Origin of the sequence: Kocuria atrinae (assembly GCF_039531425.1) — a bacterium.
Classification (GTDB): Bacteria; Actinomycetota; Actinomycetes; order Actinomycetales; family Micrococcaceae; genus Kocuria; species Kocuria atrinae.
The window spans coordinates 14,322-40,341 of sequence record NZ_BAAAQA010000026.1 but is presented as its reverse complement, the minus strand read 5'-3'; the positions used below and the strand labels follow the sequence as shown (position 1 = coordinate 40,341).

The following is a 26,020-nucleotide window of genomic DNA, read 5'->3' as shown; positions in this document are numbered from 1 at the left end:
AAACGCCGGGGACGGGGATGTTTCGTTCTCTGAGGATCCGCAATTACCGCTTGTGGTTCACCGGGGCATTGGTGTCGAACATTGGCACGTGGATGCAGCGCACGGCGCAGTCGTGGCTGGTGTTCGACGAACTGACCGACCATGACGCCACCGCAATGGGCGTGGTCATGGCGTTGCAGTTCCTCCCGCAGCTGCTTTTGGCCCCGTACGCGGGTGTGACCGCCGATCGGTACGATCGCCGCAAAATTCTGCTGGTGACCCAATCGCTCATGGGTCTGCTGGCGGCAGGCTTGGGGCTGTTGGTCCTAGTCGGTGTGGCCGATCTGTTCACCGTCTACGCGTTCGCCCTGGGGCTGGGCATCGTGGCCACCTTCGACGCGCCGGTGCGTCAGACCTTTGTGTCGGAAATGGTTCCGGACAGCTACCTGTCCAACGCGGTGGCCTTGAATTCCACCTCATTCAACTCAGCGCGGTTGATCGGTCCCGCTGTGGCCGGTGTGCTTGTCGCTGCCATTGGTTCCGGCTGGGTTTTCCTGTTGAACACAGTGACGTTTGCGGCCATGATCGCGGCCATCCTCGCCATTGATGACAACCAGCTTCGGTTGATGCCCAAAACGAAACGCGGTCGAGGGCAGATCCGGGAGGGTATGGCCTACGTGGTGCACCGACCGGACCTTGTTGCCGTTATGGCCACAATCTTCATGATCGGTACTTTTGGCATGAACTTTGCCGTGTACCTGGCTGCCATGGCCGGTTCCGAGTTCGGGCGTGGATCGCAGGAGTTCGGCGTGCTCAATTCGATGCTTGCTGTCGGTACGGTCACGGGCGCACTCTTGGCAGCTAAGCGAGCGCGAGCCCGGCTGCGGTTCTTGTTCGCGGGGTGCATCGCATTCGCGCTTTCGGCACTGGGAGCAGCCACGGCGCCGTCCCTGGCGATTTTCGCGCTGTGGCTCATTCCGAGCGGCGTCTCCGCCATGACCATCATGACCACGGCCAACGCGTACGTTCAGTCCACCACTTCACCGGTGATGCGCGGTCGAGTGATGAGTCTCTATATGGCCATCTTCATGGGCGGCACGCCCTTTGGGGCGCCGGCGGTCGGTTGGCTCACCGACACTCTGGGCGCCCGGTGGGGTATGGGTTCGGCGGTCGCTGCGGGTCTGATCGGCGCGGCGATCGGAGCATGGTTCTTCTGGCGGCTACGCAGGGACCAAGGCCGAGTTCAAGGGGAGTCGGCAGCTCAGTAGAGGCGTATTCCGAAAACCAGAGCGGGCGGCGTCGTGAATCACGACGCCGCCCGCTCACCTGTCCAGGGCTCGCTCGCTTTGTGAGGACGAGCCAGTGTTTTCAGGACAGGGCGTTCTCCAGGGTCCAATCGATGCAGGCGAGCAACGCGTGGATATCTGCTTCGGGTACGGAGGCGAACGTGGCGATGCGCAGCTGATTGCGGCCCAGCTTTCGGTACGGGTCCACATCCACCACGCCGTTGGCACGTAGAACGGACAGTACGCGAGCCGTGTCCACGCTGTCGTCGAAATCAACAGTGCAGACCACGGGGGAGCGGTGCTCGGGATCGGTCACGAACGGCGTGGCCACGGTGGTGCGTTCAGCCCAGTCATAGACGAGGGAGGACGTGGTGGCGGTGCGCTCGGCCGCCCACGGCATACCGCCGTTGCCATTGAGCCAGCGCACCTGCTCGTCAAGCAGCACCAATCCGGCCAGCGCTGGGGTGTTGTAGGTCTGGTTCTTGCGGGAATTCTCCACCGCTGCGGCCAGGGACAGGACATCCGGGATCCAGCGGTCCGACCGGGAGATCTCGGCGATGCGCTCCAGGGCGGCAGGGGATACGGCGGCGAACCACACGCCGCCGTCGGAGCCGAAGTTCTTCTGCGGGGAGAAGTAGTAGACATCGGTGTGGTTGATGTCCACGTGCATTCCGCCGGCCGCGGACGTCGCATCGATCACCGTGAGCGCATCAGGGTCCGTTCCTGACGGGCGGGTGACGTCCATGATCACGCCGGTCGAGGTTTCGTTCTGAGGCCACGCGTAGACGTCAACGCCTTCTCGTGGCTCGGGACCGGCGGGGCGAGAGCCGGGTTGCGCGCGGAAGATCTCCGACCGCTCCAAGTGGGGCGCCTTGTCCGTGACCTGAGCGAATTTGGAACCGAACTCGCCGAATGACAGGTGCTGGGCGCGGCGTCGGACCAGGCTGAAGGCCGCGCTGTCCCAGAAAGTGCTCGCGCCGCCCAGGCCCAGAATGATTTCGTAGCCCTCGGGAAGGCCGAAGAATTCCGCAAGGCCCTCGCGAATGTCTCCGACCAGACTGCGCACCGGAGCCTGTCGGTGCGACGTGCCCAGAAGGGATGTACCCGCATCGACCAACGCGCTGACTTGCTCGGGCCGAACACGGGACGGGCCCGCACCGAAGCGCCCGTCGGTGGGCAACAGGGAAGCGGGAATGACAGGCATCTCGGACACGAATGCTCCTTGCATGGTGGATCATTGAGGCAGTCTCTATTCTGCCCCCTCAGCTCCGGACGAGCGGCAGTGTGGTGGAGCGGGTATGCCTGTCGTCAGGGGCCGATATGCTTATCGTGAATCATTCACGAAACCCGCATGAGAGTGCTTCCACTCAACGCGCACCCCAGTTTTCTCGAAGGATGGACCATGAGCGGCGATTTGATCGACACCACCGAGATGTATTTGCGCACCGTGCTCGAACTCGAGGAAGAGGGCATTGTGCCCATGCGAGCCCGCATCGTGGAGCGCCTCCAGCACTCCGGGCCCACTGTTTCCCAGACCGTTTCCCGCATGGAGCGGGACGGGTTGCTCGAGGTTCTCAAGGACCGCTCGCTGTCCTTGACGGAGACCGGACGTGCCAAGGCCATCGAGGTCATGCGCAAGCACCGCTTGGCCGAAAGGCTGCTTGCAGACGTGGTGGGCCTGGACATGGCCTACGTGCACGAGGAGGCCTGCCGGTGGGAACACGTGATGAGTGAACGTGTGGAGCGGCGCCTGATGGCCCTGTTGGACGGCCCCCGCTACTCGCCGTACGGCACGCCCATTCCCGGAATGGACGCCATCGGGGGTCCGCAGGTGGGCGCCGAGAGCTTCAAGGGGATGAACCTGCTGGACGCTTCCGTTCAAGACCGAGATGCCTCGTTCACGGTCAGGTTGCTTCCCGAGGTGATCCAGGCGGATCAGGAGTTGATCGAAACTCTCAGCTCGGCCGGTGTCTTGAATGGCGCGCGCGTCACGGTCGCTCCGTCGGAGACCGGGGAGCAACGCGTTCTGGTGACTGTCACGGAGAGCGGACACAGTGTCGATCTGGACCACGTGGTCGCCAAGGCAATCCGCGTGGACCTCGAACAGGACCGTGTTTGATAACGATCCAGGGGCTTGTCCCCGGATGTGTGGATCATCACGACATGTACTATGTGTGAGCTGTGTCACATACCCGCAAGTAGGTAATGTTTCTCCAGGTCAAAGCGAGTTAATTAGCCCGAGAGCACCCTCGCTCCACAGCGAAACAGGGGACTCGCTATGTCAAACTGGTTACTCAATCACCCCTGATTGATCCAAGCCGGAACTCGCTTCGTGACCTTCCGTAACCAAAACGTGACAATTTCGTTATCTGTCATGTACTGTTCTTCTCGTGCCGATCGCTGGTCGGATCGGCGCGCACATGCGTACCGCCTAGTTCTGCCATCGCATGTGGTCCGTACACACAATCCGCTTGGCAGAAGCGGGGGAACCAACTTCGGGCCCGTCAAGATTCTTGGGTCCTTGGGGTTAAGTCACACCGAAGCCACTGGCTGAAGTGCGGCCGGATGTCTCCCATCCGAACCCGACAGCTCACCTCGTAGGCGCAGGGAGGAAAACCGAAATGACTTTTGTTAAGAAGAACTCTGCCCGCCACCGCGTCGAGACCAACTCGCACGCAGTCCGCAACACCTCCATCGCAGCAGCCGCTGCTGGTGTTGCAGTGGCCGGCATCGTTACCCCGGCTCAGGCCAACAGCGGCATCGTCGATCTGGGCAGCAACGCCTCTTACGGCTACCAGTCCGTGTCCTCGCTCGATTCCCTGGGTGGCTACACCTACTCCTGGACCACCGAGGCTCCGGCTACTACGCAGGCTCCGGCTCCCGCGCAGGGCCCGGCTGCTCCCGCCACCGGCGGCGTGGCACAGGCCTCCGGCAACACCCAGCAGGACTCGGGCGTTTCCACCCAGTCCAACGCTTCCGCTGGCGGCATCGTGGGCACCGCGTACAAGGGTGTCGGACAGGGCTACGTCTACGGTGGCCCCGCTGTTCCCGGTCAGTGGGACTGCTCCTCGTTCGTGCAGTGGGTTTACGCTCAGCACGGCATCGACCTGCCCCGCACCACGTGGTCACAGTTCGCATCGGCCACCCCCACCTCCACCCCGCAGCCGGGTGACTTGGTCTCCCAGAACGGCGGCGGCCACGTGGGTATCTACATCGGCAACGGCCAGATGATCTCCGCTCTGAATGCATCTCAGGGCACCCAGGTTCACTCCGTGAACGCTATGCAGTTGGACGGCTACTACTCCGTACGCTAATCCGCATGAGCCGGGTGGCGATTCAATCGCCACCCGGCGTTCTGCGTGTCTTGACGGGCGAGTGGGTTTCCAGCGCACCGTCAGTCGGGTCCCCCCAGTTGACCCCACTTCTTCTTTGATCCCGGCACCTTCGTGCCCCACCGCTCACATCTTTGATCACTATGCGTGTGTCTCCACACGCCCAGTATCAGCACACTCCCGTGCCTGTGGGCGGTCCCCGAATGCGTAAGGAACTCTGACTCATGTCGCCCGAAACGAACACCCAGACCCGCGCCGGCCTCTTCGCCGGTAAGGCCCGCACCGTGGCCGCCGTTGCCGCTTTCTCCGGTTTGGCTCTCGCCACCACCGTGTCCGTGCAGGCAACCCAGAACGCCTCCGATGAGAGCCCCGCAGCCGTTGTGGCCGAGGCTCCCGCCGCCGAGCAGACCGTGACCGCAGAGCCGGCCGCCAAGTCCGATTCCTCCAAGGCCGAGAAGGCTGAGAAGAAGGAAGAGAAGGCTGCCCCCAAGGCTGAAGCTGCCCCTAAGGCTGAAGCTGCCCCTAAGGCTGAAGCTGCCCCGGCAGTCGTCGAGGCAGTGCCCGCTTCCGAGGTTGCTCCCGCCGCCGAGGCCCCCAAGGCTGAGGTCGCACCGGCTGCTGAGGCTCCCGCCGCAGAAGCTGCTTCCATCAACGTTGCTCCCGCTTCCGAGAACGTGACCCCGGTTGCTCCCGCTGCTCCGGCCGCCCAGGCTCCTGCCGCTGAGGCGCCCGCAGCTCAGGCTCCTGCCGCTGAGGCGCCCGCAGCTCAGGCTCCCGCTGCTCAGGGCCGCCACGCAGCTCCCGCCAACGCTGAGACCCAGGCCCGCGAGGCTGCTGCAGCTCAGCAGGCCGGCGTTGCCTACCAGGCTCCCGCCGCCCCGGCTGTGACCCCCGCGTCCAACAACAACGCTCCGGCTGCTGCTCAGGCTCCCGCCGCTCCGGCTCCGGCCGCTGAGGCACCCAAGCCTGCTGCTCCGGCTGCGCCCGCCGCTCCGGCTGAGAAGCCCGCCACCGTGGCACCGCAGTCCTCCAACACTTCTGCCAGCGGCAAGGGCCAGGCCATCCTGGGCGCTGCCGAGGGTCAGATCGGTGTTACCCAGGACTGCACCATGCTGGTGACCAACTCCCTCAAGGCTGTTGGCATCAACCACCACGGCTCGCCCGCCAGCTACAAGTCCCTGGGCACCCAGGTTTCTGCCGCTGAGGCTCAGGCCGGCGACATCGCCTACTACGCCGATGCTGGCGCCGGTGTGCCCCACGTTGCCATCTACGCCGGTAACGGCCAGGCCATCCACGGTGGTTGGAACGGCAACCAGACCGTGAAGACCACCGCAAACCTGGGCTCCGGCCCCGAATACATCCGCGTGGGCTGAGTCTAAACACTCAATTTTCCGCGGTAGGTTCCCGTCTCTGACGGGCACCACGCCTCGAGTCGGGACCGGTTGTGTACCCGGCCCCGATGAGAAAACAGCAAGAACACACGAACCCCGCCGACCACGGGGTTCGTGTGTTTTTGCGTTGTGAACATGTTGATTGAGTCACGCCGGCCACGCCGTGCCCAGCGGATCGGCCTAAAATGGGAATCATGCCCACTGATTACTCACGTGCCGCGCGCACGCCCCTGGACCAGGAATTCACGTACCTCGCCATCGGCATGGTTGCCGGTGCGATCCCCGGCATCATTGTGGGGTTCATCGTGGCGGCGTTCGTGGGCCACGCAGCCATGTGGCTCTCGGTATTCGGCGGTGTGGGCATCGTGATCGGTCTTGTCGTCGGCACGTTGCTCTACCGACGACGCCGCTCCAAGACTTCCGCAACGTCCGCCCCCTCGAACTCAAGCGCCGGCGATCGCCTCCAGGGCTGAGACCTCCCGGCTCACATTGTCACGAGCCCGCTCCTCCCACAGCGCGGCACCTTGTGCCGTGTGGAAGAGAACCGGTTTGGCCAGAAGCCGCTTAAGGATCTCGGCCCGCGCGGGTGCGAACTCATGATCCGGCACATGACGATACTCGTCGCGCACATCGCGGGCGTACTCGTCGTAGGTCTCGCTGTCGGCGCCCAGGATCGATAGATCCGCGTCCACGAGGACCTGCGCTTCAACGTCATGCCCATCAGGTTTGTGGTCCATGGTAACCAGGATCAATTCCGCCACACGTCGGCAGCGGTCTCTGTCCCAACCGGCCATGCTCAGGCGGTTCCTGGCCAGATCCGCGGACTGCTGTTCGTCCGTACCCGCTTGCCCCTGATGAACGGCGTCGTGGAACCACGCCGCAGCCATCAACTCAGGATGCTCGCGCGGGTCCGTGAGAATCTCGATGGATTCGAGTACCCGCAGTAAGTGACCGAGGTCGTGGTAGCTGCGATGCGGCTCGCTCCACCGTTCCACGAGCTCTTCACTGAGCCACGGCATACCGGGAAAAGTGCTGTGCCAGCGTTGGTGCAGCGCTGATGCCAGCCGTTTGGGGCGGCGTCGCGCGGGCACACGCATACCGCTGGCCACGAGGATCTTGACCAGTTCTTTACCGTCAACGGGAATCGCTCCGGCTCGCACCGCGTCCGCGTGGCGGTGGGCCGGGACGTCGTAATGGTCCAGGTCGAACGCGCGCGGGGAGATTTCGAGGGTGGCCGCGAACGCGTGGAGCTCGGCCACCGACGTGTCGGAGACCAGGTGGGAGAAGACTGTTCCGTGCGCGGGCCACCGGGGAGGGTCGATAAACAAGGTCATGGTTCCATTGTGGGGCTTTCGACTCGCGGCGGGCGTTCACGCGGCATAAACTATGTTCTCGTTGCCCTCGTAGCTCAGGGGATAGAGCACGGCTCTCCTAAAGCCGGTGTCGTTGGTTCGAATCCAATCGAGGGCACGAAAAAAGTCCCACCGGAACCGGTGGGACTTTTTTGCGCAAGGGAACCTATTCGCGCGGCCGCTGGCCGGGAAGTTTCCCCTCGGCAAAGTCGTTGAGTTTGCGGCGCACGATCATAATATTCACGATCAGGGCCACGACAACCAACGCAGCGAGCAACGCCCAGCGGGCGATCACGAGACCGGAAGCCGAGGCAACCAGGTCGGCGTCGTTGGGAGAAGCAACGGCGCTCTCAAGAACCCGGTTCCCTACGACGAAAACCAATGCGTATGCCAGCGCGGCCAGCCAGAACAGCCATTTGAGGGCTCGCTTGGGGGTGTTCAACCCGAAGAACAGCAGCATGCCCAGTGCGAACAAGAGGGGTGCGAACAGGCCGGTGGTGGCATGGACGCCGGTGTAATCGCCGAGTCCACTGTCACCGAGAGCTTGTGAGAACTGCGTGATGTACGGCTGATCGAAGCCGCCCAACTGGAGTTCCGGAACGCCCATACCGCCGGCCGCTCGCTCACTGAACCCTGTCAGCACCACGGCGTGGTAATAGGCCCAGATCGCGATGCCGATGATGAGAGCTGCTCCCACCACGATCGAGGCGGAGGACGACTTACCGGGCTCAGCCTTGAGCGCGCCGTCCGGCATCTCGTAGACGTGCTGACCCCTGCGGGGTGACCGTGCTGGGGAAGAACCTGCGCCACCGGCCTTACCGGAGGAAGCGCCATATTTCTTGGCTTTTTGCGAATTGGTCATACCCATGGCTTTCATTATCCCCGTTACGCAGCATCCGCGGTGGTTCGCCGCAGTCAGGGACAGGCCGCCCCCGCCGGAGTAGGCTTTGTGACTACGGGTACACACCGGGTAGATACCGGTGACACTAGGTGCCCCCGCGGGCACCGCGGAAGGATGGTGACGGTTGTGGAACTTTCCATTGGCCTGCCTGACGGGTTCCTCATGCGAGTCGATCAAGGGTCAGAACTCACGCTGTTCGAGACCGATCACAGTACGGTGCGGCGGCGCATTGACTGCTCGTGTCTGGACGGGGCCGAGATCGTGGACATCGTGTGGTCTCACAAGCTGTCTGCAGTGATCGTGGCTGTTCCCTCCCGGCATCAGCTCTTCCGGTGGGATGCCTACACCGACACTCTCCAGGAGTACGCGGGTACCGGTGAGAAGGGCCGCCGCGACGGTCGCATCGCCCAGGCCAAGTTCGCCTCCACCGTGTCCATCACCGAATCCGGTGACGGCCGGCTGTGGTTCGTGGACAAGGAGTCGTCCTCGTTGCGTTACATCGAGATCGACACCGACCGACCCGATGGCGGCCCGCAGGTGGTAACCGTGATCGGTCGCCACGGCGCAGGATACAAGGACGGTCCCGCGGACGAGGCCCAGTTGAACCATCCGGAGGACCTCCAGGTTCTCTACGACGGTTCGATCGTGGTGGCTGACACCGGTAACCACGCCATCCGGCACCTGGACCTCACCGAGATGGAAGTGTTCACGACCTACGGAGGGCCCGAGCAGGACCCCAACGAGTTCGACGACGACGATTTCGAACTCGAGGCACCCGTCCGGGTGACGGTCGCGGACTCACAATTGTGGGTCGACGACGCCAACGGCCGGCACATGCTCGAACCCAAGTACGTTTGAGCTGAATCCGAGCGTCATGGGTGTCTGATGGCCTGGATACACTGGGCGGACCATGGATTACCTCGCAGACAACCCTTTGCTTTCGGCCGCTTCAGTGCGTTCATCGGCGGCGCCCGCTACACCCGCGCACCAGGGTGCCTCAACGGCGCAGTTGGTGGACGGCCTCAACGAACCGCAACGTGCTGCGGTGGAGCACGCTGGGTCGCCACTGTTGATCGTGGCGGGTGCGGGGTCCGGTAAGACTCGTGTGCTGACGCATCGGATCGCCTATCTGCTGGCCTCCGGACGAGCCAATCGCGGTGAAATCCTGGCGATCACGTTCACCAACAAAGCTGCCGCGGAGATGCGAGAGCGCATCGAAGAACTTGTGGGAGACTCCGCCCGGTCCATGTGGATCTCCACGTTCCACTCCCTCTGCGTGCGAATTCTGCGCCGCGAGGCCAAGACCTTGGGGCTCACCTCCAACTTCTCGATTTACGACGCCGCCGATTCGTTGCGTTTGATCACGCAGGTGGCCAAGCAACACGAGCTGGACCCCAAGCGCTTTGCGCCCAAGGCGATCCAGCACAAGATTTCCGCGCTGAAGAACGAACTCGTGGACGACGAGACATTCCTGTCGCGTGCCAACAGCACGGACCCGTTCGAGATGGCCGTGGCCGAGGTGTACCGCGGATACATGCAGCGGCTGCGTGCGGCCAATGCTCTGGACTTCGACGATCTCATCGGGGAAACGGTGCACATGTTCCGTGCGTTCCCCCAGGTCCTGGACTACTACCGACGCCGCTTCAAGCACATCCTGGTGGACGAGTATCAGGACACCAACCACGCCCAGTACGCCCTGGTGCGTGAATTGGTGGGCGGCTCCTCGGAAAACTACCGTGACGAAACGGGTCTTCCGCCGGCTGAACTCACGGTCGTGGGTGATTCGGATCAGTCCATTTACGCGTTCCGCGGTGCGGACATCCGTAACATCACGAACTTCGAACGAGATTTCCCCTCCGCCCGAACCATCCTGCTGGAACAGAACTACCGCTCCACCCAGAACATCCTCTCCGCCGCCAACTCGGTGATCTCGCAGAACTCCGGGCGGAGGGACAAGAAACTCTGGACGGCGGAGGGCAGCGGTGCCCCGATCATCGGTTACGCGGCGGAGAACGAGCACGAAGAAGCCCGCTTCATCTCCGAGGAGATCGACCGGCTGCAGGATGAACACGGTGTGCGTCCCGGGGACGTTGCGGTCTTCTACCGCACCAACGCACAGTCGCGCTCGCTGGAAGAGATTCTCATGCGTGTGGGTCTGCCGTACAAGGTGGTCGGCGGAACCCGCTTCTACGAGCGCAAAGAGATCAAGGATGTGATCTCTTACCTGCGCGCCATTGCAAACCCCGCTGACGACATCAACGTGCGGCGGGTGATCAACGAGCCCAAGCGTGGCATCGGAGACCGCGCTCAGGGGGCAATTGCAGCCCTCGCGGATCGGGAGAACATCAGTTTCAGCCAGGCCATGCACCGCCTGGATGAGGCACCCGGGCTGGCCAAACGCTCGGCCAACGCTGTTGAGAAATTCGTGCAGCTCATGGATGACCTGGAGGAGCTGTCCCGAACCGCCTCCGTCACAACCGTGCTCGAAGCGGTGCTTGAACAGTCCGGTTATCTCGAGGCTCTGCGCTCCTCCAACGATCCCCAGGACGAATCCCGGGTGGAAAACCTGGCCGAGCTCGTAGCGGTGGTCCGCGAATTCGAGAAGGACAACCCGGAGTCCGGGCTGGGCGAGTTCCTGGAACACGTGGCCCTCGTGGCGGACGCGGATCAGATCCCACAGCAGCCCGAGCCGGCCGACGGGTCGGTCAGCGCGCAGCAGATCGCCAAGGAGGTCGAGGAGGCCCGCTCACAGGGGGTCGTGACCCTGATGACCCTCCACACCGCCAAGGGGTTGGAATTCCCGGTCGTGTTCCTCACCGGCATGGAGCACGGGATTTTCCCGCACCAGCGCAGTTTCCTGGATCCTTCCAGCATGGAAGAAGAACGTCGGCTGGCCTACGTGGGTATTACCCGCGCCAGACAGCGCTTGTACCTCACGCGGGCGGAATCGCGCTCCATGTGGGGTCAGTCCCAATTCAACCCGCCCAGCCCGTTCCTGGAAGAGATCCCGGGGGACCTGCTGGAATGGAAGCGGGTGGGCTCGGCGTCCTCCGGGATGGGCTGGGGATCACCCATCCACGCCGGCGGCGACCGGCGGGACAGCATGCGGGGATCCTCCTGGGCGGCCGGTGCCGGATCGGGAGCGTCCTTCTCGAGGCTTGGAGCGGCGTCGGCGGGCCGGGTGCAACCGCGCAAAGAAATCCCGGCGCTCTCCGTGGGAGACGCCGTGGAACACACGGCGTTCGGTAGGGGTTCCGTGATCTCGCTGGAGGGCAGCGGCGACAAGACGGTGGCCAAGGTACGTTTCGGTGCGGAGGAGAAGCGGCTTCTGCTCCGTTACGCCCCCATCAGCAAGGTGTCCTGAACCGAGATCGAGACGGCGACCTCAGAGGAACAGGAACACCAACGCGGTGAACACCGCCGTGGTGCGCAATGACTCACCCGTGAGCACATGGATGATTCCGAGCAGGAACGTGCTGATGAGTGTCGCCAGCGCCACGGCCCCGCCCGGGGCCAGGAACATGACCGCCCCGAGCACGAGACCCGTGACAATGCCACCCCAGGGAATGTAACGAGCGGCCGGGAACGAAAACCGTAACCGCAGGGCTCGATGGGCGTAGGACAAGAAGCTTGCGATCAGGCACGCCCGACCCACGTGATAAATCAGCCAGGCGACCATGGGCAGCCACGCAATGGGCCCGTACATGCCGTAGACCTCCCAGTAGTTGCGCACCGGGGCCATGCTCCACGAATCGGTGACGAAGACCGGCAATACGATGGCCGCAAGCACTGCCGCAATGAAGCACACGAGAACTTTGGACCACGTCCGGTGGCTCAGGGGTGAGGCGAACTCCGAGGGCAGTGGATCCAAACCACGTCGCCGGGACCATGCGAGCAACAGGCGTGCCAGGACGAACCAGGCCAGCCCCAATCCCACCCAGAAAAGAATCTGCAGAGCCAAGGGGTAATAGGTGGGAATGTCGCCGGTGACCGTGAGCACCGAACCATCGACCACGAGCTCGAGGCCCAGACCCACAAAGGACATGGTGGCCAGAGCGGTCATGAACCCCCGGTCGGCTGGGCGGGCATCCCATACATCGGCAAGTTCCACGCTACGCATGGCCACCAGTCAACCAGTAATAAGGACCCAATCAACGAATTGCATGGGGTGGTGACCTTTGCATCTACCGGACTGTGACGCGAGTTATCCACTCCATGGACTAAAATCACAGTAAGGGCAGTATTGCCGTGCAATTTTCGCGGCCTACCCGATCTATCAGGTCGTCCTGCTGAAGCTCAATGCTTGGGCAGTTCGACACACCACCTCGACGCAAAGGACACTTATCCGTGGACCTGTTTGAGTACCAGGCACGCGACCTGTTCGAAAAGCACGGTGTTCCCGTGCTGGCCGGCATTGTCGCCACCACCCCCGAAGAAGCCAAGGCAGCAGCAGAGAAGATCGGCGGCGTGACCGTCGTCAAGGCACAGGTCAAGGTCGGCGGTCGTGGCAAGGCCGGCGGTGTGAAGGTCGCCAAGACTGCCGATGAGGCCTACCAGTACGCCAAGGACATCCTCGGCATGGACATCAAGGGCCACACCGTTCACCGCGTCATGATCGCTGAGGGTGCGGACATCGCCGAGGAGTACTACTTCTCGGTGCTGTTGGATCGCGCCAACCGCTCCTACCTTGCCATGTGCTCCGTCGAAGGCGGCGTGGAGATCGAGCAGCTGGCCGTCGAGCGTCCCGAGGCCCTGGCCCGCGTGGACGTGGACCCGGCGGAAGGCATTACCGAGGCCAAGGCCCGCGAGATCGTGGAGCAGGCCAAGTTCGATACCGAAACCGCAGAGAAGATCGTGCCCGTGCTCGTGAAGCTGGGCGAGGTCTACGCGAAGGAAGACGCCACCCTGGTGGAGGTCAACCCGCTGGTCAAGACCGGTAACGGCGATGTACTGGCTCTCGACGGCAAGGTCTCCCTGGATGACAACGCCGAGTTCCGTCACGAGGACCACGCTGGTCTGGCCGACAAGTCTTCTGCCGATCCTCTTGAGGAGAAGGCCAAGGAGAACGACCTCAACTACGTCAAGCTCGACGGCGAAGTGGGAATCATCGGCAACGGTGCCGGTCTCGTGATGTCGACCCTGGACGTTGTGGCTTACGCCGGCGAGAAGCACGGCAACGTGAAGCCCGCCAACTTCCTCGACATCGGCGGTGGCGCATCCGCAGAGGTCATGGCCGCCGGCCTGGACGTCATCCTCAACGACCCCCAGGTCAAGTCCGTGTTCGTGAACGTGTTCGGCGGCATCACCGCGTGTGACGCGGTGGCCAACGGCATCGTGAAGGCCCTGGAAATCCTGGGTGACTCCGCCACCAAGCCCATCGTGGTGCGGTTGGACGGCAACAACGTGGATGAGGGGCGTCAGATTCTTAGCGATGCCAACCACCCGTTGGTCACCTCCGCGGAAACCATGGACTCCGGCGCCGACAAGGCCGCCGAGCTGGCCCACTCCGCCAAGTAATCGCCCACGCGTAGATCTATCAGGAAGAAGACATGTCGATCTTTTTGAACAAAGACTCCAAGGTCATCGTTCAGGGCATCACCGGCGGCGAAGGCACCAAGCACACCGCCCGTATGCTCGCTGCCGGCACCCAGGTGCTCGGCGGTGTGAACGCCCGCAAGGCCGGCACCACGGTGCAGCACAAGAGCAAGGACGGCCAGGACGTAGAACTGCCCGTTTTCGGCTCTGTGTCCGAAGCAGTGTCCGAGACCGGCGCCAACGCGTCCATCGTGTTCGTGCCCCCGGCCTTCTGCAAGGACGCCGTGATCGAGGCCATTGACGCCGAGGTCCCGCTCATCGTTGTGATCACCGAGGGCATCCCGGTTCAGGACTCCGCTGAGTTCTGGGCCCACGCCAAGGCCAACACCGGTGCGGACGGCAAGCCCAAGTCCCGCATCATCGGCCCCAACTGCCCGGGCATCATCTCCCCCGAGGAGTCCCTGCTGGGCATCACCCCGGCCAACATCACCGGCAAGGGCAAGCTGGGCCTGGTCTCCAAGTCCGGCACCCTGACCTACCAGATGATGTACGAGCTGCGCGATCTGGGCTTCACCACCGCGATCGGCATCGGCGGTGACCCGGTCATCGGTACCACGCACATCGACGCTCTGGAAGCGTTCGAAGCTGATCCGGAGACCGAGGCCATCGTGATGATCGGTGAGATCGGTGGCGACGCCGAGGAGCGTGCCGCTGACTTCATCAAGGCCAACGTGACCAAGCCGGTTGTCGGCTACGTCGCGGGCTTCACGGCTCCCGAGGGCAAGACCATGGGCCACGCGGGCGCCATCGTCTCCGGCTCGTCCGGAACCGCACAGGCTAAGAAGGAAGCTCTCGAGGCTGCCGGCGTGAAGGTGGGTAAGACTCCTTCCGAGACCGCCCAGCTCATGCGCGAGATCTTCGAAGGCAAGTAAGTCGCGCGCGGCCGGTTGAACCGGCACGTACGAATGCCGACGCCGCTCGCCCACTTCGGTGGGGGAGCGGCGTCGGCGCGTTAAAGGCTTGGGAGCGGTAGGTCAGGCGAGCACGATGGTCCGGTTACCGGAGATCACCACGCGGCCTTCGGCGTGCCATTTCACGGCGCGGGACAGGGCCTGCGTTTCGGCGTCGGAACCGACGGCCACCAGGTCGCTGGGTGTGTGCGCGTGGTCCACGGGAATCACCCGCTGGGCAATGATGGGGCCTTCGTCCAGATCCGACGTCACGTAGTGGGCAGTGGCACCCACCATCTTCACGCCGCGGTCATACGCCTGGTGGTACGGCTTGGCGCCCTTGAACGAGGGCAGGAACGAGTGGTGGATATTGATGCACTTGCCGGACAGGGCGCGGGTCAGGTCATCAGAAAGGATCTGCATGTATCGGGCGAGCACCACCAGCTCGGTGTCGTAGTGCTCCACGAGCTCCAGCAGCTCTGCCTCCGCTTTCGGCTTGGATTCCTTGGTCACCGGGATGTGGTGGAACGGAATGCCGTAGAAGTCCACGAGCGGCTGCAGGTCCGTGTGATTGGAGACCACCGCAACAATCTCGATGGGAAGCGAATTGACCCGCTGTCGATGCAGCAGATCGGTGAGGCAGTGGGAGATCTTGGAGACCATGATGAGCACCCGGGTCTTCTTGCGGGCGTTGACCAAGCGGAAGCGCATGCGGTGCTGATCGGCCACCGGCTGGAACCCCTCGATGAGGGACTCCGTGGTAACCGTCCCCGGGTCGCTCATGGTGTGACAGCGAATGAAGAATTCGCTGTTGTGGCGGTCGGAGAAGTGCTTCACATCAAAGATGTCGCACCCCTGATTGGTCAGGTTCGATGCCACAGCACTGACCAAACCGTAAGCCTCGGGGCAGTGGACGGTAAGGATGTGCTCATCGGGAGTGGACAGCGGGGCGAACATCAGCGGGGATCTCCTAGGACAACACGGGAAACGGCACGTATGAGGGCCGTAGATGATCCTAGCCGGGTGCTCGGGTCCCGAGCCATGTGGGGGTGCCTGATGAGATCGATATCTCGCGTGTGACGGGGTATGACCCGAAAACAGGCGAGGGCGTTTACAACCGGTGGCCCCCGGAGCGGACGGTAGGAGCCCGTCCGGCGCGGGGAGAGGTGCGCCTCTGTTAGAGAACCAGCGGCCACCGGCAGGCGTAAACGCCTCAACGGGATGAAGCCGTGGGCTGAGCGGCTATCGACGCAGAGCATCGACCACAAAGCACCCCCCAGTGCAAGTGTGGTGATTTATCCCGTGCGAAGTCTCCCGTTGTGGTGGTTTCGAGAACCACAGGTCAAAGAATATCCGAAATGTGCGGTGGCCAGTAACCTGCCGATCGTGTTGTGGAGACCGCATGGCCTCTAGACCCCACCGATGAATACGTTGGAATGAACTTGTTACCAAGTCGTAACCATTGGCGGGCTAGGCGAAATGCCTATGGTTGTTGGCCGGCGAGGGAGTTTAACCAGACCAGAGCATGCTTTTGCATATTACGGCGGTGCTATGTGTGGGCCGAAGTGGGGACAGGACATATTCGCCCTCAGTTGTCATCGACGCGTTTAGAAGCTTCTGTCTCGTAAATAGGCTCAACAGACATCTTGTCCGAATCCCATTATGCAACAGTGGTATTAAATGCCAGCCCCAAGAGGTAGGTCGCGATGGCCGCGCCGTAGCCGATGGCGAGTTGCCTCAACCCACGTTTGAGCGGGGACGCACCGGAGAGCAAGCCTACGCAGCCGCCGGTGAACAGTAGCGCGAGGCCGACGAGGAACATGCCCACGAGCAATGCGGTGCCGCCACCCAGCCCCAGGAAGTACGGAAGGATGGGGATGATCGCACCGGAGGCGAAGAAGCAGAAACTGGATGCGGCTGCTCCCAGATCCGTGCCGAGGGCCTGGTTCTCATCCGATTCTCGTGGTTCCTCATCCGTGTCCTCGACCTGGCCACGATTAAGAGCCGCTCGTGCCTTGGCGTCCTGGAAGGACAGGGACGGGTCGCAGTCGCAATCGAAGTGTCCTAGTCGTTCTGCCGCGCGGTGTTCCGCAGCTTCCTCGGACATTCCGCGAGCCCGGTAGATCAGGGTCAGCTCGTTGGCATCGAGATCAAGTTCAGGGGCGACCTCCAGGGTCACCTGGGTGGGGCGTGAGGCATCCAGGAGCTCGCGCTGGGAACGGACCGACACGAATTCTCCGGCTCCCATGGATAGCGCCCCGGCCAGTAAGCCGGCGATGCCGGAGACCATGACAATCGAGGAAGAGACTCCCGTGGCACCGATACCCATGATGAGAGCCAGGTTGGAGACCAGGCCGTCATTGGCTCCGAACACTGCTGCGCGGAAGTTACCTGACAGCCGGGTGCGTCCGTCGGTGGCCAGCGCGCGGATGATCTCCTCGTGAACGGCTTCGTCGGCGGCCATCGCCTCTGAAGCGTCCGGGTCCTCGCGGTAGGGGGATCGAGATTCGGCGCGTTGCAACAGGGCCAGGACGAAGACCGTGCCGAAGTGCTTGGCGAGGAACATGAGCGCCCTGGATCGCAGGGAGGGCCGAGCGGATTTTTGCGCGTGCGGGCCAAGAAGCCTGCGCCAGTGCTCCGCGTGCCGGTCTTCCGCCACGGCGACCTGGTGCAGAATCTCACCTTGTTGGCCGGGGGCGTGGTCGGCGAGATGCTGGTAAATCGCCGCCTCTGCCAATTCGTCGGCCAGGTAGCGGCGCCAACGGCGGATCTGCGCGGATGTGGGTTCGGTGGATGGCGTGTGAGCTGAATGGGGCGATTCTGAAAATCCCATGGGGCAAGATCTTACGCCGCGGCTCGCGATCAGGGTTTCGGGAATCCGAAAGGAGAGCGAACCGCGAGCGAGGGTCGCATCGCGGTTCGCGTGGCGGGCTGGTTCGACCCGGGTGGCTTTCGGTCAGCGCGGACGACGCCGCAGGATGGCGAAGGCGACGACGCCCACCAGGATTCCCCAGAACGCAGACACAATGCCGAAGGGCTGAATGCCGGACACCGTGACCACAAGAGTGATCAGCGCGGCCTCGATGACGGCGGGCTGATGGTTGCCCTGATGCATGGAATCGAACATGGAGCCCTGGAGCGCTCCGAGCAGCGCGACACCCGCCAGCGCGGAAATGAGTCCGGGAGGAATGGCGGAGAACAAGGTGACGATCGTGGAGGCGAAGGCGCCGAACAAAATGTAGAAGGCGCCGCACGCGATTCCGGCAACGTAGCGGCGTCGGTGTTCGGGGTGGGCCTCGGGGCTCGTGGCGATACCCGCCGTCACAGCGGCGAGATTCAATGCGTGCGATCCGAACGGGGCGAAGATGATGGACGCGATGCCGCTGGCACCGAGCAGTGCCCTGTCATTGGGCGGGAAGTCAGCGGTCTTCATCATGGCCAGACCGGGCGCATTCTGACCGGCTGCGGTCACGATGAGCAGGGGAATGGAGATTCCTGCGATCGCGGCCCACGAGAAAGTGGGCATCGTGAACTCGGGTACCGTTAATCTGAAATCGGGGGACACGGAATTGATGGCCCCGGTCAGCCAGGCCACCCCCACGCCCAGTCCCATGGCCACGAATACGGCGTACCGGGGGAGGAAGCGCTTGCCCAGAAGGTAGCCGATCACCAGTGCGCCGGCGGGCGCCGGGTTTTCGACCACCGAGGGTGCCACCTGGATCGAGAAGGGCAGAAGCACACCGGCGAGAACCGCAGCGGTAATGGGTTTGGGAATGGCGTCCAGAATTTTGCCGAACCAGCCGGTGACACCCAGTATCAGACCCAGCACGGCGGTGACGATATAGGCACCGATGGCGTCAGAGAAGGAGAAATTACCCAGCGAGGTAATTAAAAGGGCCGCGCCGGGAATCGACCACGCCACCATGACCGGCTGCCGGAACCACCAGCTGCACAGCACGCACGTAATTCCGGATCCGACGGAGATGGCCCACACCCACGACGCGGTCTGCTCGGTGCTCAACCCAGCTGCCCGGGCCGCTTCGAGGACCACAAGTAGCGGTCCGGCGTAGGAGACGACCACGGCCACGAATCCCGCGAGGGTCGCGGACAGGGACCAGTCCTTCCCGAGTGAGTTCCTCGGTGTGTCCCGGGATGGCCGGGGGGCGGTGCTCATGGTTCTCCCGATGAGTTGACGGTGCGGTGGGCTCAGCTCACCATATGGGGAAAATCACACCGGGGGAAATATGAATGCTGTGGAACTTTATCTGATTTACATATCAGTGTCGGCGAGGTCCTGCTCGGGGTCGATCACGGTCAGCGTGCCCGTGCGGCCCTCCGGCACGGGGAAGCTGCCCGTACCCCAGTGGAAAGCATAGGGATCATCGCACGAACGGCCATGTCGAAGGGCCGCCAGAATCCGGTGGGATGCCTCCGTCGGATCGTGCGGTCCAGAGGTCCACGGTTGGTCCGTGGCCAGGGGACGGTTCCAGCCGGCGTTGTCGAAGAACTCGGTGCGGTGGGGCCACGCCTCGGGCGGCAACTGGTGGGCCGAGCTAACCGCACATTCTGCGCCGCCGGGTCCGGTGCGGACCCACGCAGCGGGTGTGTCGGAATCCGAGGGAGCGCCGTCGTACTCGAGCACCAGGAAATCGTTCCACAGAAGTTCCTCGATAGCGCTGGCGAACAGCGCCTCGAGCTTCTCCCACACGGCGGTCGCCTGACATGTTTCGGTGATATCGACCACCCCGATGCCGGCCCGCTCGAGTCTGTGACGGCCCCCGGGGACTGGCGTCTCCGGGTTGACGGTGGGGGACATGAATTTCACTCCATACGCGGTAAAACGGCGGCTGATCAGAGGGAACAGTCCGAGGAGACTGTTCGCAGCAGGGTGTGCCGCTGATGCTTACGGTAACTATCCATGTGGGCCCGGTCGATACCCCGCACGAATATGACTCCGCGCAGCGCGGACGACTCAGGGGGAGAGGAGTGAACGAATGTCGTTGGCCGTAATGGCGGAGGAGAATGCGCGGTCATCATCGAGCACCGCGGAGAACAGGTCCGCCTTGCGTTGCTTGAGTTCCATGACCTTTTCCTCAATGGTGTTCTCCGCGACCATTCGGTACACCATGACCTTCTTGGACTGCCCGATACGGTGGGTGCGGTCTACTGCCTGGTTCTCCGTGGCGGGGTTCCACCAGGGGTCCAGGAGGTAGCAATAATCGGCCTCGGTCAGGTTGATGCCGAAACCACCGGCCTTCAAACTGACCAGGAACACAGGTGCCCTGCCGCTGCGGAACTTGTCGAGAGCGCCAGCGCGATTGCGCGTGGAGCCGTCCAGGTAGCTGTAAGGGATCTTGGCCTCGTCCAAGCGCGCGGCCACGAGTTTCAGGAAACTCGTGAACTGGCTGAACACCAGGGGACGGTGGCCTTCCGCAACGATCTGGGGCAATTGTTCGAACAACGCGTCCAGCTTGGAGGATGACGCCGTGGACTCCGGATCCACCAGCGCGGGGTCCAGGGCGAGCATGCGCAGGGTGGTCAGTGATTGGAAAATGGTGAACCGGTTGCGGTCGAAATTCTGCAGCAGCCCCAGGATCTTGGCGCGTTCACGCTGCAGTCGCCGGTCGTAGGCGGTGCGGTGCGCTTCGTTCAGGCCCACCTGCTGCGTGTGCTCGAGCTTGGGAGGAAGCTGCAGATCGACGTCGTCCTTGGTGCGGCGGAGCATGAAGGGGCGGATGCGCGCCCGCAGCCGCGTGAGCACCTCGGGATCCTGGGCGCGTTCGATGGGCGTCTGGTAATGCTCCGTGAACTTCTTCTTCGAGGGGAACAGTCCCGGCGCCGTCAACGAGAACAGCGACCACAACTCGGAGAGGTTGTTCTCCATGGGAGTACCGGTGATGGCCAGCTTGAACTGCGCCGAGAGATCTTTCACGGCGCGGTACGCCTTGGTGCGCGGATTCTTGACGAATTGGGCTTCGTCCATGATCACACCGGCCCACGGGAGGGACTGGTAGAGGTCCGCTTCCAACCGGAGCAGCGTGTAGGACGTGAGCACCACGTGCGCCCCGCTGGCCGTATCGGGCAGATGCTGCCGCGTGGAGTTCATGGTCTCGATGGTCAACGACGGCGCGAACCTCTTCAGCTCAGCGGTCCAGTTGGCCACCACGGACGTGGGTGCCACCACCAGGAACGGGGGAAGATCCGGCTCCAGCTCTCGGGCTCGGAGAATAGCGGCAATCGTCTGGACGGTCTTACCCAGGCCCATGTCGTCCGCCAAGATGCCGCCCAGCGAGTGGTCCCACAAGAAACTGAGCCAGCGGTACCCCTCGTACTGGTACGGGCGGAGATTGGCCTGGAGCGACTCCGGCTCCACGGGGGCGGGAATTTCCTGCAGGTTGGCCAGCGCTCGCACGCCGTTGCGCCATTGTTCGGCCTGGTGGGTGTCGGTGGCAATGTCCTCGAACTGTTCCCACAATCCGGCTTGGTACCGGTTGAGGGACAGCGGTGCGTCCTTGTCCTCTTGGAGAGAGCGGGCCTCGGCGATCAGTTGCTTGAGCCGCACGAATTCGGGACGGTCCAGCGGGAAATAGGAGCCATCGGGCATGAGCATGACGTCCTGGCCGACGTCCAGGGCCTGGAAGATATCCGCGAAGGGAACGTAGTGCTCTCCCACCTTGATGGTGACGCCCAACCCGAACCAGTCCCGGTGTTCCGTGGGCGCGGTGGACACGGTGATCTCCGGGGCGCCGGTCACTTCCTGGTAGGCGGGAATGCCGCCGCTCTCCTCGATGCGTAGGTCAGGAACCTTGCGCAAGAGGGGGAGCCACACGCGGATGAACCGCAGCGCATCCGATGCGGCATAGGAACTGCGTTTGAAGTCCAACTCAGGAATTCTGCGGTGCACGGCTTGAACGACCGAGGACTCCCACCGTGACTCGCGGTTCACGGGTTCGTCCGCGAGCGGGTTCAGGGGGCGGAAAGGCAACCTGATGCGTTCGCGGCCCTTCTGGTATTCCCATTCCCACTCCACGCGTTCCGTGAGGTCGTCGTGATGCACGGTGAGCACCATTTCGGGGTCGGCGACCTGGGGCAATTCAAGGGAACCGTCCGTGGCGGTGATGTCCATGCTCTGGTGCAAGCGTGGGAAGTAGCGCTCGAAGAACTCGTCCACGCCGTCCCGAGGAATGGTCAGCTCCTCCGCTCGGTCAAGGAACGAGCGTTGCTGTTGGTTCAACCGCGTGGCCAGCGGGACCAAGTGCAACGGGAACTGGTTGAGGTCATCCGCCAACTCGAGTTCGCGGGGTTCCGCCTCGGGGAAGAACAGCCCGTGTCCGGGCTGGCCAATGATCCGGGTCCAGTGGAGCGGGATCTCGCTCTCACCCATGATCAATTGGGGAAAGAGCTTGAGCGCCCCGTTCTCGTCCGAGCTGACGCTGACCTCGAACCGACCCGCCGGCCCCACTTGCACGGGCTGACCGGTACCTTGTGAAACCAGAGGAATTCCCAGGGCCTCGGCCCGATTCAGGATGGGCCACAACAGGGGAGAGGTATAGCGCTCCATATGCAGCTGATGGCGGTCCACGGCGTAAGAACCCCGGTGCGATTCGGACAGCGCACGTAGTTCCTCGAACCAGTCCAACTGATCCTCAGTGAGCCGCCCTGACCTGGTGTGGTTGGCCAAATTGCCCCAGTCGATACCGGTGTGGATCCACCCGGAACGTTGCCCGCGCAGTACCGGTTGAGCAGTGAGCGTGACCGGCACGGCGTTCTGGTCCTGCTGCCAAGCCCGGGGGCCGCGGTGCTGGACGCGGGACAGGTTGAGCTCCAACGCGACCGAGGGGCCATCCTCCGGGTCCGTCACCACCCGATCATCGTCGGACCCCGGGACAATGCGGGACAATTCGCTACGCCAGTCGGTTGTGAGCCCGGTGGGCCGAGCGCTCGCGAAATGTACGTCACCATCCATGCCAATTACCGTACCGCCCTCCGGCGACACGCAAAGTCCGCGTGTGGTGAGGGCGACTGTCGCGCGGGGTCTCGCGGCGGCGTCGGAAACCTATAATCGACAAGAACCTGATTTATTTTCACCGCGCCGCTGGGCGCAGACGGAGGATTTGTGGCAGACGCCGCCGGGCTCCACACGGGAGACCACGCCATTGCATCGGGACCCCAAGAAGTCGAGTATCTACGCTGGAACGACGCTGTGGCCAGGGCCTTCTTCGGCACACAGGCTTCCGGTGAACTGGTCCACCTGGACCTTGACGACAAAACATTAGAGATCATCGGCGCCGAATTCGGGCTGGACGGCCCCTCCGCACTGCGGGCCATGGCCGATTCCGTCACACCCTTGTTGGTGGCTGACGGCTCGCGGCGCTCCATGTTCGACACGTTCAACAAGCTGACGGAGGCTTGGTACCGCGCGTCCAGGCGGCAACTCAACGACCTCAACAGGATCGGTCCGCCGCCCGTGGTCGCGCTGCTTGCCCTGTTCTCCCTGGCCGGCCGGCACATGTCCGCACTGGCTGCACGCACGGGTAATAAGTCCGTCTCCGCGTTCTACCTCCCGCTGGCCGTTCTGCTGCAGGCCGGTCAGGACAACGCCAAGGCCTTGGAAACCGCGGTTCGCAAGGACTCCGAGATGTACTGGGATGCACTGCGCTACTGGTTGGAACTGTTCGACGGTCAGGTCGGCCTGCCTTCCGCCTACGCAGTGAATCACCGCCCGGTGGGGCTGGCGCTGTCCCAGACCATGTTCGGTGAGGCCGAGCTGCGGCAGTTGCACCGCATGTTCGAAGACCTCGAACTGACCACCGCGCAGGGAATGAGTGCCCAGGAACTGGGTATTTACGTGGACTTCTGGCTCGATATCGCGGACACGGACGTGTCCAAGGGCATGCGTCGGATCTGGTCCAACCCGCTCACTCGCGACGCCGGCCTGCAGGTCGCCTTGGCACAGCTGGGCGCGTGGGAATCTTCCCGCGACGATGACGCCACGATTGCGGTTGCCACGGAGCGCCGGGCTTCCCGCCACCTGGGTCCGCGCAGTGTCAGCCTGTCCATGACCGACGGCACGGACTACGTGGGTAACCCGATCTTCGAACTCGGATTCGTGGTGCCCAAGCGCATGATTTCAGGACGGGAAGTGGAGCTGACCACCGAGGCCGGCCCGCGCACCATGTTCCTGTCGTATATCGGTGACGCCTATCTGGGTATCTCCGCGTACAACTCGCGCATGTCCAGCGAAACGTTGTTGTCCGGTGAGCTCAAGCTGTCCAACGGGGACACCGAGATCATCCGTAATCCGCGTCCGGTCGTGGTCTTCGCGAAGGACGCCTACTCGGACACGTTCATCTCGGTGGACCATATTCCGGCGGCCTGGCCCAGCCGCATCATGGTGCAGAACAAGCCGGAATGGGTCGAACAGATCCGGGCGATCCTGGACGACTCGGCCTCTCCGGACTACCGCGTGGTGGGCCCCGGCGAGAACGGACTGCCCGAGGACTGGGTGCTGTTCGACGACGTCCAGGTACTGCGCGCGGGTGACCCCATGCTCACTGTCAACGACAACTTCTCCGGGCTCGTGCCGCGGCTGGTGCCGGCCGTGACGCTGTCCGGCGGGTTGCGGATTCCCGGTGACGTGGATCGGTTCTCGGCGTCGCGTCCACCGCAGATCACCGTGACCTCGGAATCGGACGATCCGCTGTCGCTGGAATGCGAATGGCGGAATCCGCACTCGTTCAAGCTGATGTCCACCAAACTTTCCGCGCCCAGGGTCCCACCGTTCCAGGTGAGTCTGGAAGGCTCGGACCTGATGCGGGAGAACAAGACGCTCAAGCCCAACGACTACACGTTGGTGCTCAAGGCCGGTCGCACGGTGAAACAGCGTTTGGAATTCCGCGTTCGGGACAGTTCCTTCTACATCACCCAGCGTTCCCTGGGCTACGAGGGGGAAATGGTGCACGTGGCGCAGGAGCCTCTGTGGCCCGTCACGGCCACCACGTTGGATGAACTTCCCGACGAATACGTGCAGGGTTCCTTCGACAACATGGATTCGGTGGAATTGGCATCCGAATCCCTTGACGTGGAGGTCCCCGAGGTCGCGGGCTGGCACTCTGCCGAGGGGCTCATGTACCCCGAGCGCAGTAACGAATTGCCCGCGCCGGAGGGGGCGTCCTGTTTGGTCACGGGCAAACACAAAGTGATCCTGCCGCCCATGGATCCCAAGGCCAAGGCGCCGTGGATCTTCGGCCGTTGCCGTCACTGCGGCCTGACCAAGCGTTATCCCGGACGACTCACCAAACTTTCCGCGGTCGGTCAGACCGGAACCGTGGAGTCTCTGCAGTTCATTGGTCCGGATTACAGCGATTACCCCGATTCGTGGGCACCGCTGAAGGACGCGTTGACGTTCCTGGGCGGTGGCAAGCGAGGCAGCCTATCGATCATTGCCCGCCAGTCCGAGGACTCGGAGCGCTTCGAGGAATGGTTTGTGGGCCATCTGCAGGCGCTGGGTTTCCTGGAGGTCATCCGCGACGGCAGCTGGACGGTGCGCCGTTGGCAGGTGTGCTCCCCAGCGCTGACCCAGTTGGTGGACGGCTCCGTGCTGCTCACCGGCGGTTGGCGGGCAGAGCAGGAGGAAACCGTGACGGCGGCCGCCGAGGCGCTCGGCGCGGAGGTCGTGGTGCTTTCCCCGGAGGACCATGCGACCACCCTACTGCAGGAGGTTGATCTGGACGCACTGCGGGATGAGCTTCCGGACGGCATGTGCGACGTGGTCTACGAGGCCGGCCCCATCATGCTAGACACCCTGCCGCCGCTGTCCTCCGTGGTGGATTCATTGCCGTTGATCGAGATGCAGTACAACGGGGTTGCGGAGCATTTCGTTCCGAAGGACGCCACCTGGCAGGCCACGGAGGATCGCAACCAGGCGGGCTTGTTCCGCATCAATCACCACCATCGCACCCGGTACGCCTACCGCACCGAGGCCGACGTCGCATCCGGCCACGCGCGCCCGGTCTCCTCGGCCCTGGGTAAGCACCTGGCGGCTCGCGATCACGGTACGCCGCTGGTCAGTTATGACTCGGAGCTGCAGTTGCTGTCGGTGCCGATCGGGGCGGAGCTACCCGGGTTGTACGCTCGTGCGGCCGTGCTGTGTTCGGGCCTGTTGCCGACCAAGGTGGACGAGGACTTCTCGCTGAACTACGGGGACATCTCCGATGAATTCGCGAGCGCGCTGGTGGCCAAGCTGCTCGCGTGATCGAACACGTGTGAACGGTGAAAGCGCCGCCCTGCTCACC

At 63.3% G+C, this 26,020-nt stretch carries 19 protein-coding genes, 1 tRNA gene and 1 riboswitch; of the genes, 11 read left to right on the top strand and 9 right to left on the bottom strand.

The annotated features are described in order from the left end of the window. Positions 1 to 17: 17 nt before the first annotated feature. Entirely contained in the window at positions 18 to 1,247 is a 1,230-nt protein-coding gene (locus ABD283_RS11970) for an MFS transporter (protein ID WP_344225232.1), read from the top strand. A gap of 100 nt (positions 1,248 to 1,347) precedes the next feature. Here ABD283_RS11970 and serC read toward each other — a convergent pair whose 3' ends face one another. Continuing rightward, complete coding sequence (gene serC, locus ABD283_RS11965; RefSeq protein ID WP_344225274.1) at positions 1,348 to 2,469, bottom strand: phosphoserine transaminase; 1,122 nt, start codon at positions 2,467 to 2,469, stop codon at positions 1,348 to 1,350. Between the two features lie 198 nt (positions 2,470 to 2,667). Here serC and ABD283_RS11960 point away from each other — a divergent pair, with 198 nt between their 5' ends. The 4 genes from ABD283_RS11960 to ABD283_RS11945 all read left to right on the top strand — a co-directional run bounded on the left by ABD283_RS11960 (position 2,668) and on the right by ABD283_RS11945 (position 6,461). Next, positions 2,668 to 3,384: a metal-dependent transcriptional regulator gene (locus ABD283_RS11960; RefSeq protein ID WP_344225231.1), complete on the top strand. Its 717-nt coding sequence runs from the start codon at positions 2,668 to 2,670 to the stop codon at positions 3,382 to 3,384. A gap of 339 nt (positions 3,385 to 3,723) precedes the next feature. Then, positions 3,724 to 3,881: riboswitch (cyclic di-AMP (ydaO/yuaA leader) on the top strand. 5 nt (positions 3,882 to 3,886) lie between these two features. After that, entirely contained in the window at positions 3,887 to 4,579 is a 693-nt protein-coding gene (locus ABD283_RS11955) for a C40 family peptidase (protein ID WP_344225230.1), read from the top strand. 242 nt (positions 4,580 to 4,821) lie between these two features. Next, a complete protein-coding gene (locus ABD283_RS11950; protein WP_344225229.1) occupies positions 4,822 to 5,970 on the top strand; it encodes an NlpC/P60 family protein in 1,149 nt (382 codons plus the stop codon). A 212-nt stretch (positions 5,971 to 6,182) separates the two neighbouring features. Then, on the top strand, positions 6,183 to 6,461 hold the full coding sequence (locus ABD283_RS11945) for a hypothetical protein (RefSeq protein WP_344225228.1): 279 nt from the start codon (positions 6,183 to 6,185) through the stop codon (positions 6,459 to 6,461). Here the strand turns inward: ABD283_RS11945 and ABD283_RS11940 are convergent. Further along, on the bottom strand, positions 6,432 to 7,322 hold the full coding sequence (locus tag ABD283_RS11940) for a DUF4031 domain-containing protein (RefSeq protein ID WP_344225227.1): 891 nt from the start codon (positions 7,320 to 7,322) through the stop codon (positions 6,432 to 6,434). The genes ABD283_RS11945 and ABD283_RS11940 overlap by 30 nt on opposite strands. A gap of 63 nt (positions 7,323 to 7,385) precedes the next feature. On the opposite strand from ABD283_RS11940, the gene ABD283_RS11935 reads away from it, so the two are divergent. Then, positions 7,386 to 7,458 (top strand) — tRNA-Arg (locus tag ABD283_RS11935). Positions 7,459 to 7,506: 48 nt separating this feature from the next. On the opposite strand, the gene ABD283_RS11930 is transcribed toward ABD283_RS11935, so the two are convergent. After that, positions 7,507 to 8,202, bottom strand: coding sequence for a hypothetical protein (locus tag ABD283_RS11930; protein ID WP_344225226.1), 696 nt, complete (start codon positions 8,200 to 8,202; stop codon positions 7,507 to 7,509). A gap of 165 nt (positions 8,203 to 8,367) precedes the next feature. On the opposite strand from ABD283_RS11930, the gene ABD283_RS11925 reads away from it, so the two are divergent. Continuing rightward, positions 8,368 to 9,099: an NHL repeat-containing protein gene (locus ABD283_RS11925; RefSeq protein WP_344225225.1), complete on the top strand. Its 732-nt coding sequence runs from the start codon at positions 8,368 to 8,370 to the stop codon at positions 9,097 to 9,099. 52 nt (positions 9,100 to 9,151) lie between these two features. Continuing rightward, positions 9,152 to 11,605 carry a DNA helicase PcrA gene (gene pcrA / locus ABD283_RS11920; RefSeq protein ID WP_344225224.1) on the top strand — a complete coding sequence of 818 codons (2,454 nt, stop codon included), beginning with the start codon at positions 9,152 to 9,154 and terminating at the stop codon, positions 11,603 to 11,605. Between the two features lie 21 nt (positions 11,606 to 11,626). On the opposite strand, the gene ABD283_RS11915 is transcribed toward pcrA, so the two are convergent. Beyond that, positions 11,627 to 12,361: a hypothetical protein gene (locus ABD283_RS11915; protein ID WP_344225223.1), complete on the bottom strand. Its 735-nt coding sequence runs from the start codon at positions 12,359 to 12,361 to the stop codon at positions 11,627 to 11,629. Positions 12,362 to 12,588: 227 nt separating this feature from the next. On the opposite strand from ABD283_RS11915, the gene sucC reads away from it, so the two are divergent. After that, on the top strand, positions 12,589 to 13,758 hold the full coding sequence (gene sucC, locus ABD283_RS11910; protein ID WP_344225222.1) for an ADP-forming succinate--CoA ligase subunit beta: 1,170 nt from the start codon (positions 12,589 to 12,591) through the stop codon (positions 13,756 to 13,758). A gap of 32 nt (positions 13,759 to 13,790) precedes the next feature. Further along, positions 13,791 to 14,708 (top strand): succinate--CoA ligase subunit alpha, encoded by a 918-nt coding sequence (gene sucD, locus ABD283_RS11905; protein ID WP_344225221.1) that lies wholly within the window; start codon positions 13,791 to 13,793, stop codon positions 14,706 to 14,708. 102 nt (positions 14,709 to 14,810) lie between these two features. Here sucD and purU read toward each other — a convergent pair whose 3' ends face one another. The 5 genes from purU to ABD283_RS11880 all read right to left on the bottom strand — a co-directional run bounded on the left by purU (position 14,811) and on the right by ABD283_RS11880 (position 22,692). Next, positions 14,811 to 15,683 (bottom strand): formyltetrahydrofolate deformylase, encoded by an 873-nt coding sequence (gene purU / locus ABD283_RS11900; RefSeq protein WP_344225220.1) that lies wholly within the window; start codon positions 15,681 to 15,683, stop codon positions 14,811 to 14,813. Positions 15,684 to 16,386: 703 nt separating this feature from the next. Continuing rightward, the gene (locus ABD283_RS11895; RefSeq protein WP_344225219.1) at positions 16,387 to 17,559 is read right to left on the bottom strand and encodes a VIT1/CCC1 transporter family protein; all 1,173 of its coding nucleotides are present in this window, start codon (positions 17,557 to 17,559) and stop codon (positions 16,387 to 16,389) included. A gap of 123 nt (positions 17,560 to 17,682) precedes the next feature. Then, the gene (locus ABD283_RS11890) at positions 17,683 to 18,900 is read right to left on the bottom strand and encodes a benzoate/H(+) symporter BenE family transporter (RefSeq protein ID WP_344225218.1); all 1,218 of its coding nucleotides are present in this window, start codon (positions 18,898 to 18,900) and stop codon (positions 17,683 to 17,685) included. Positions 18,901 to 18,996: 96 nt separating this feature from the next. Next, on the bottom strand, positions 18,997 to 19,542 hold the full coding sequence (locus tag ABD283_RS11885; protein ID WP_344225217.1) for a TY-Chap domain-containing protein: 546 nt from the start codon (positions 19,540 to 19,542) through the stop codon (positions 18,997 to 18,999). 156 nt (positions 19,543 to 19,698) lie between these two features. After that, positions 19,699 to 22,692: a DEAD/DEAH box helicase gene (locus tag ABD283_RS11880; protein WP_344225216.1), complete on the bottom strand. Its 2,994-nt coding sequence runs from the start codon at positions 22,690 to 22,692 to the stop codon at positions 19,699 to 19,701. A gap of 150 nt (positions 22,693 to 22,842) precedes the next feature. On the opposite strand from ABD283_RS11880, the gene ABD283_RS11875 reads away from it, so the two are divergent. Then, entirely contained in the window at positions 22,843 to 25,980 is a 3,138-nt protein-coding gene (locus tag ABD283_RS11875; RefSeq protein ID WP_344225215.1) for a hypothetical protein, read from the top strand. Positions 25,981 to 26,020 lie beyond the last annotated feature (40 nt).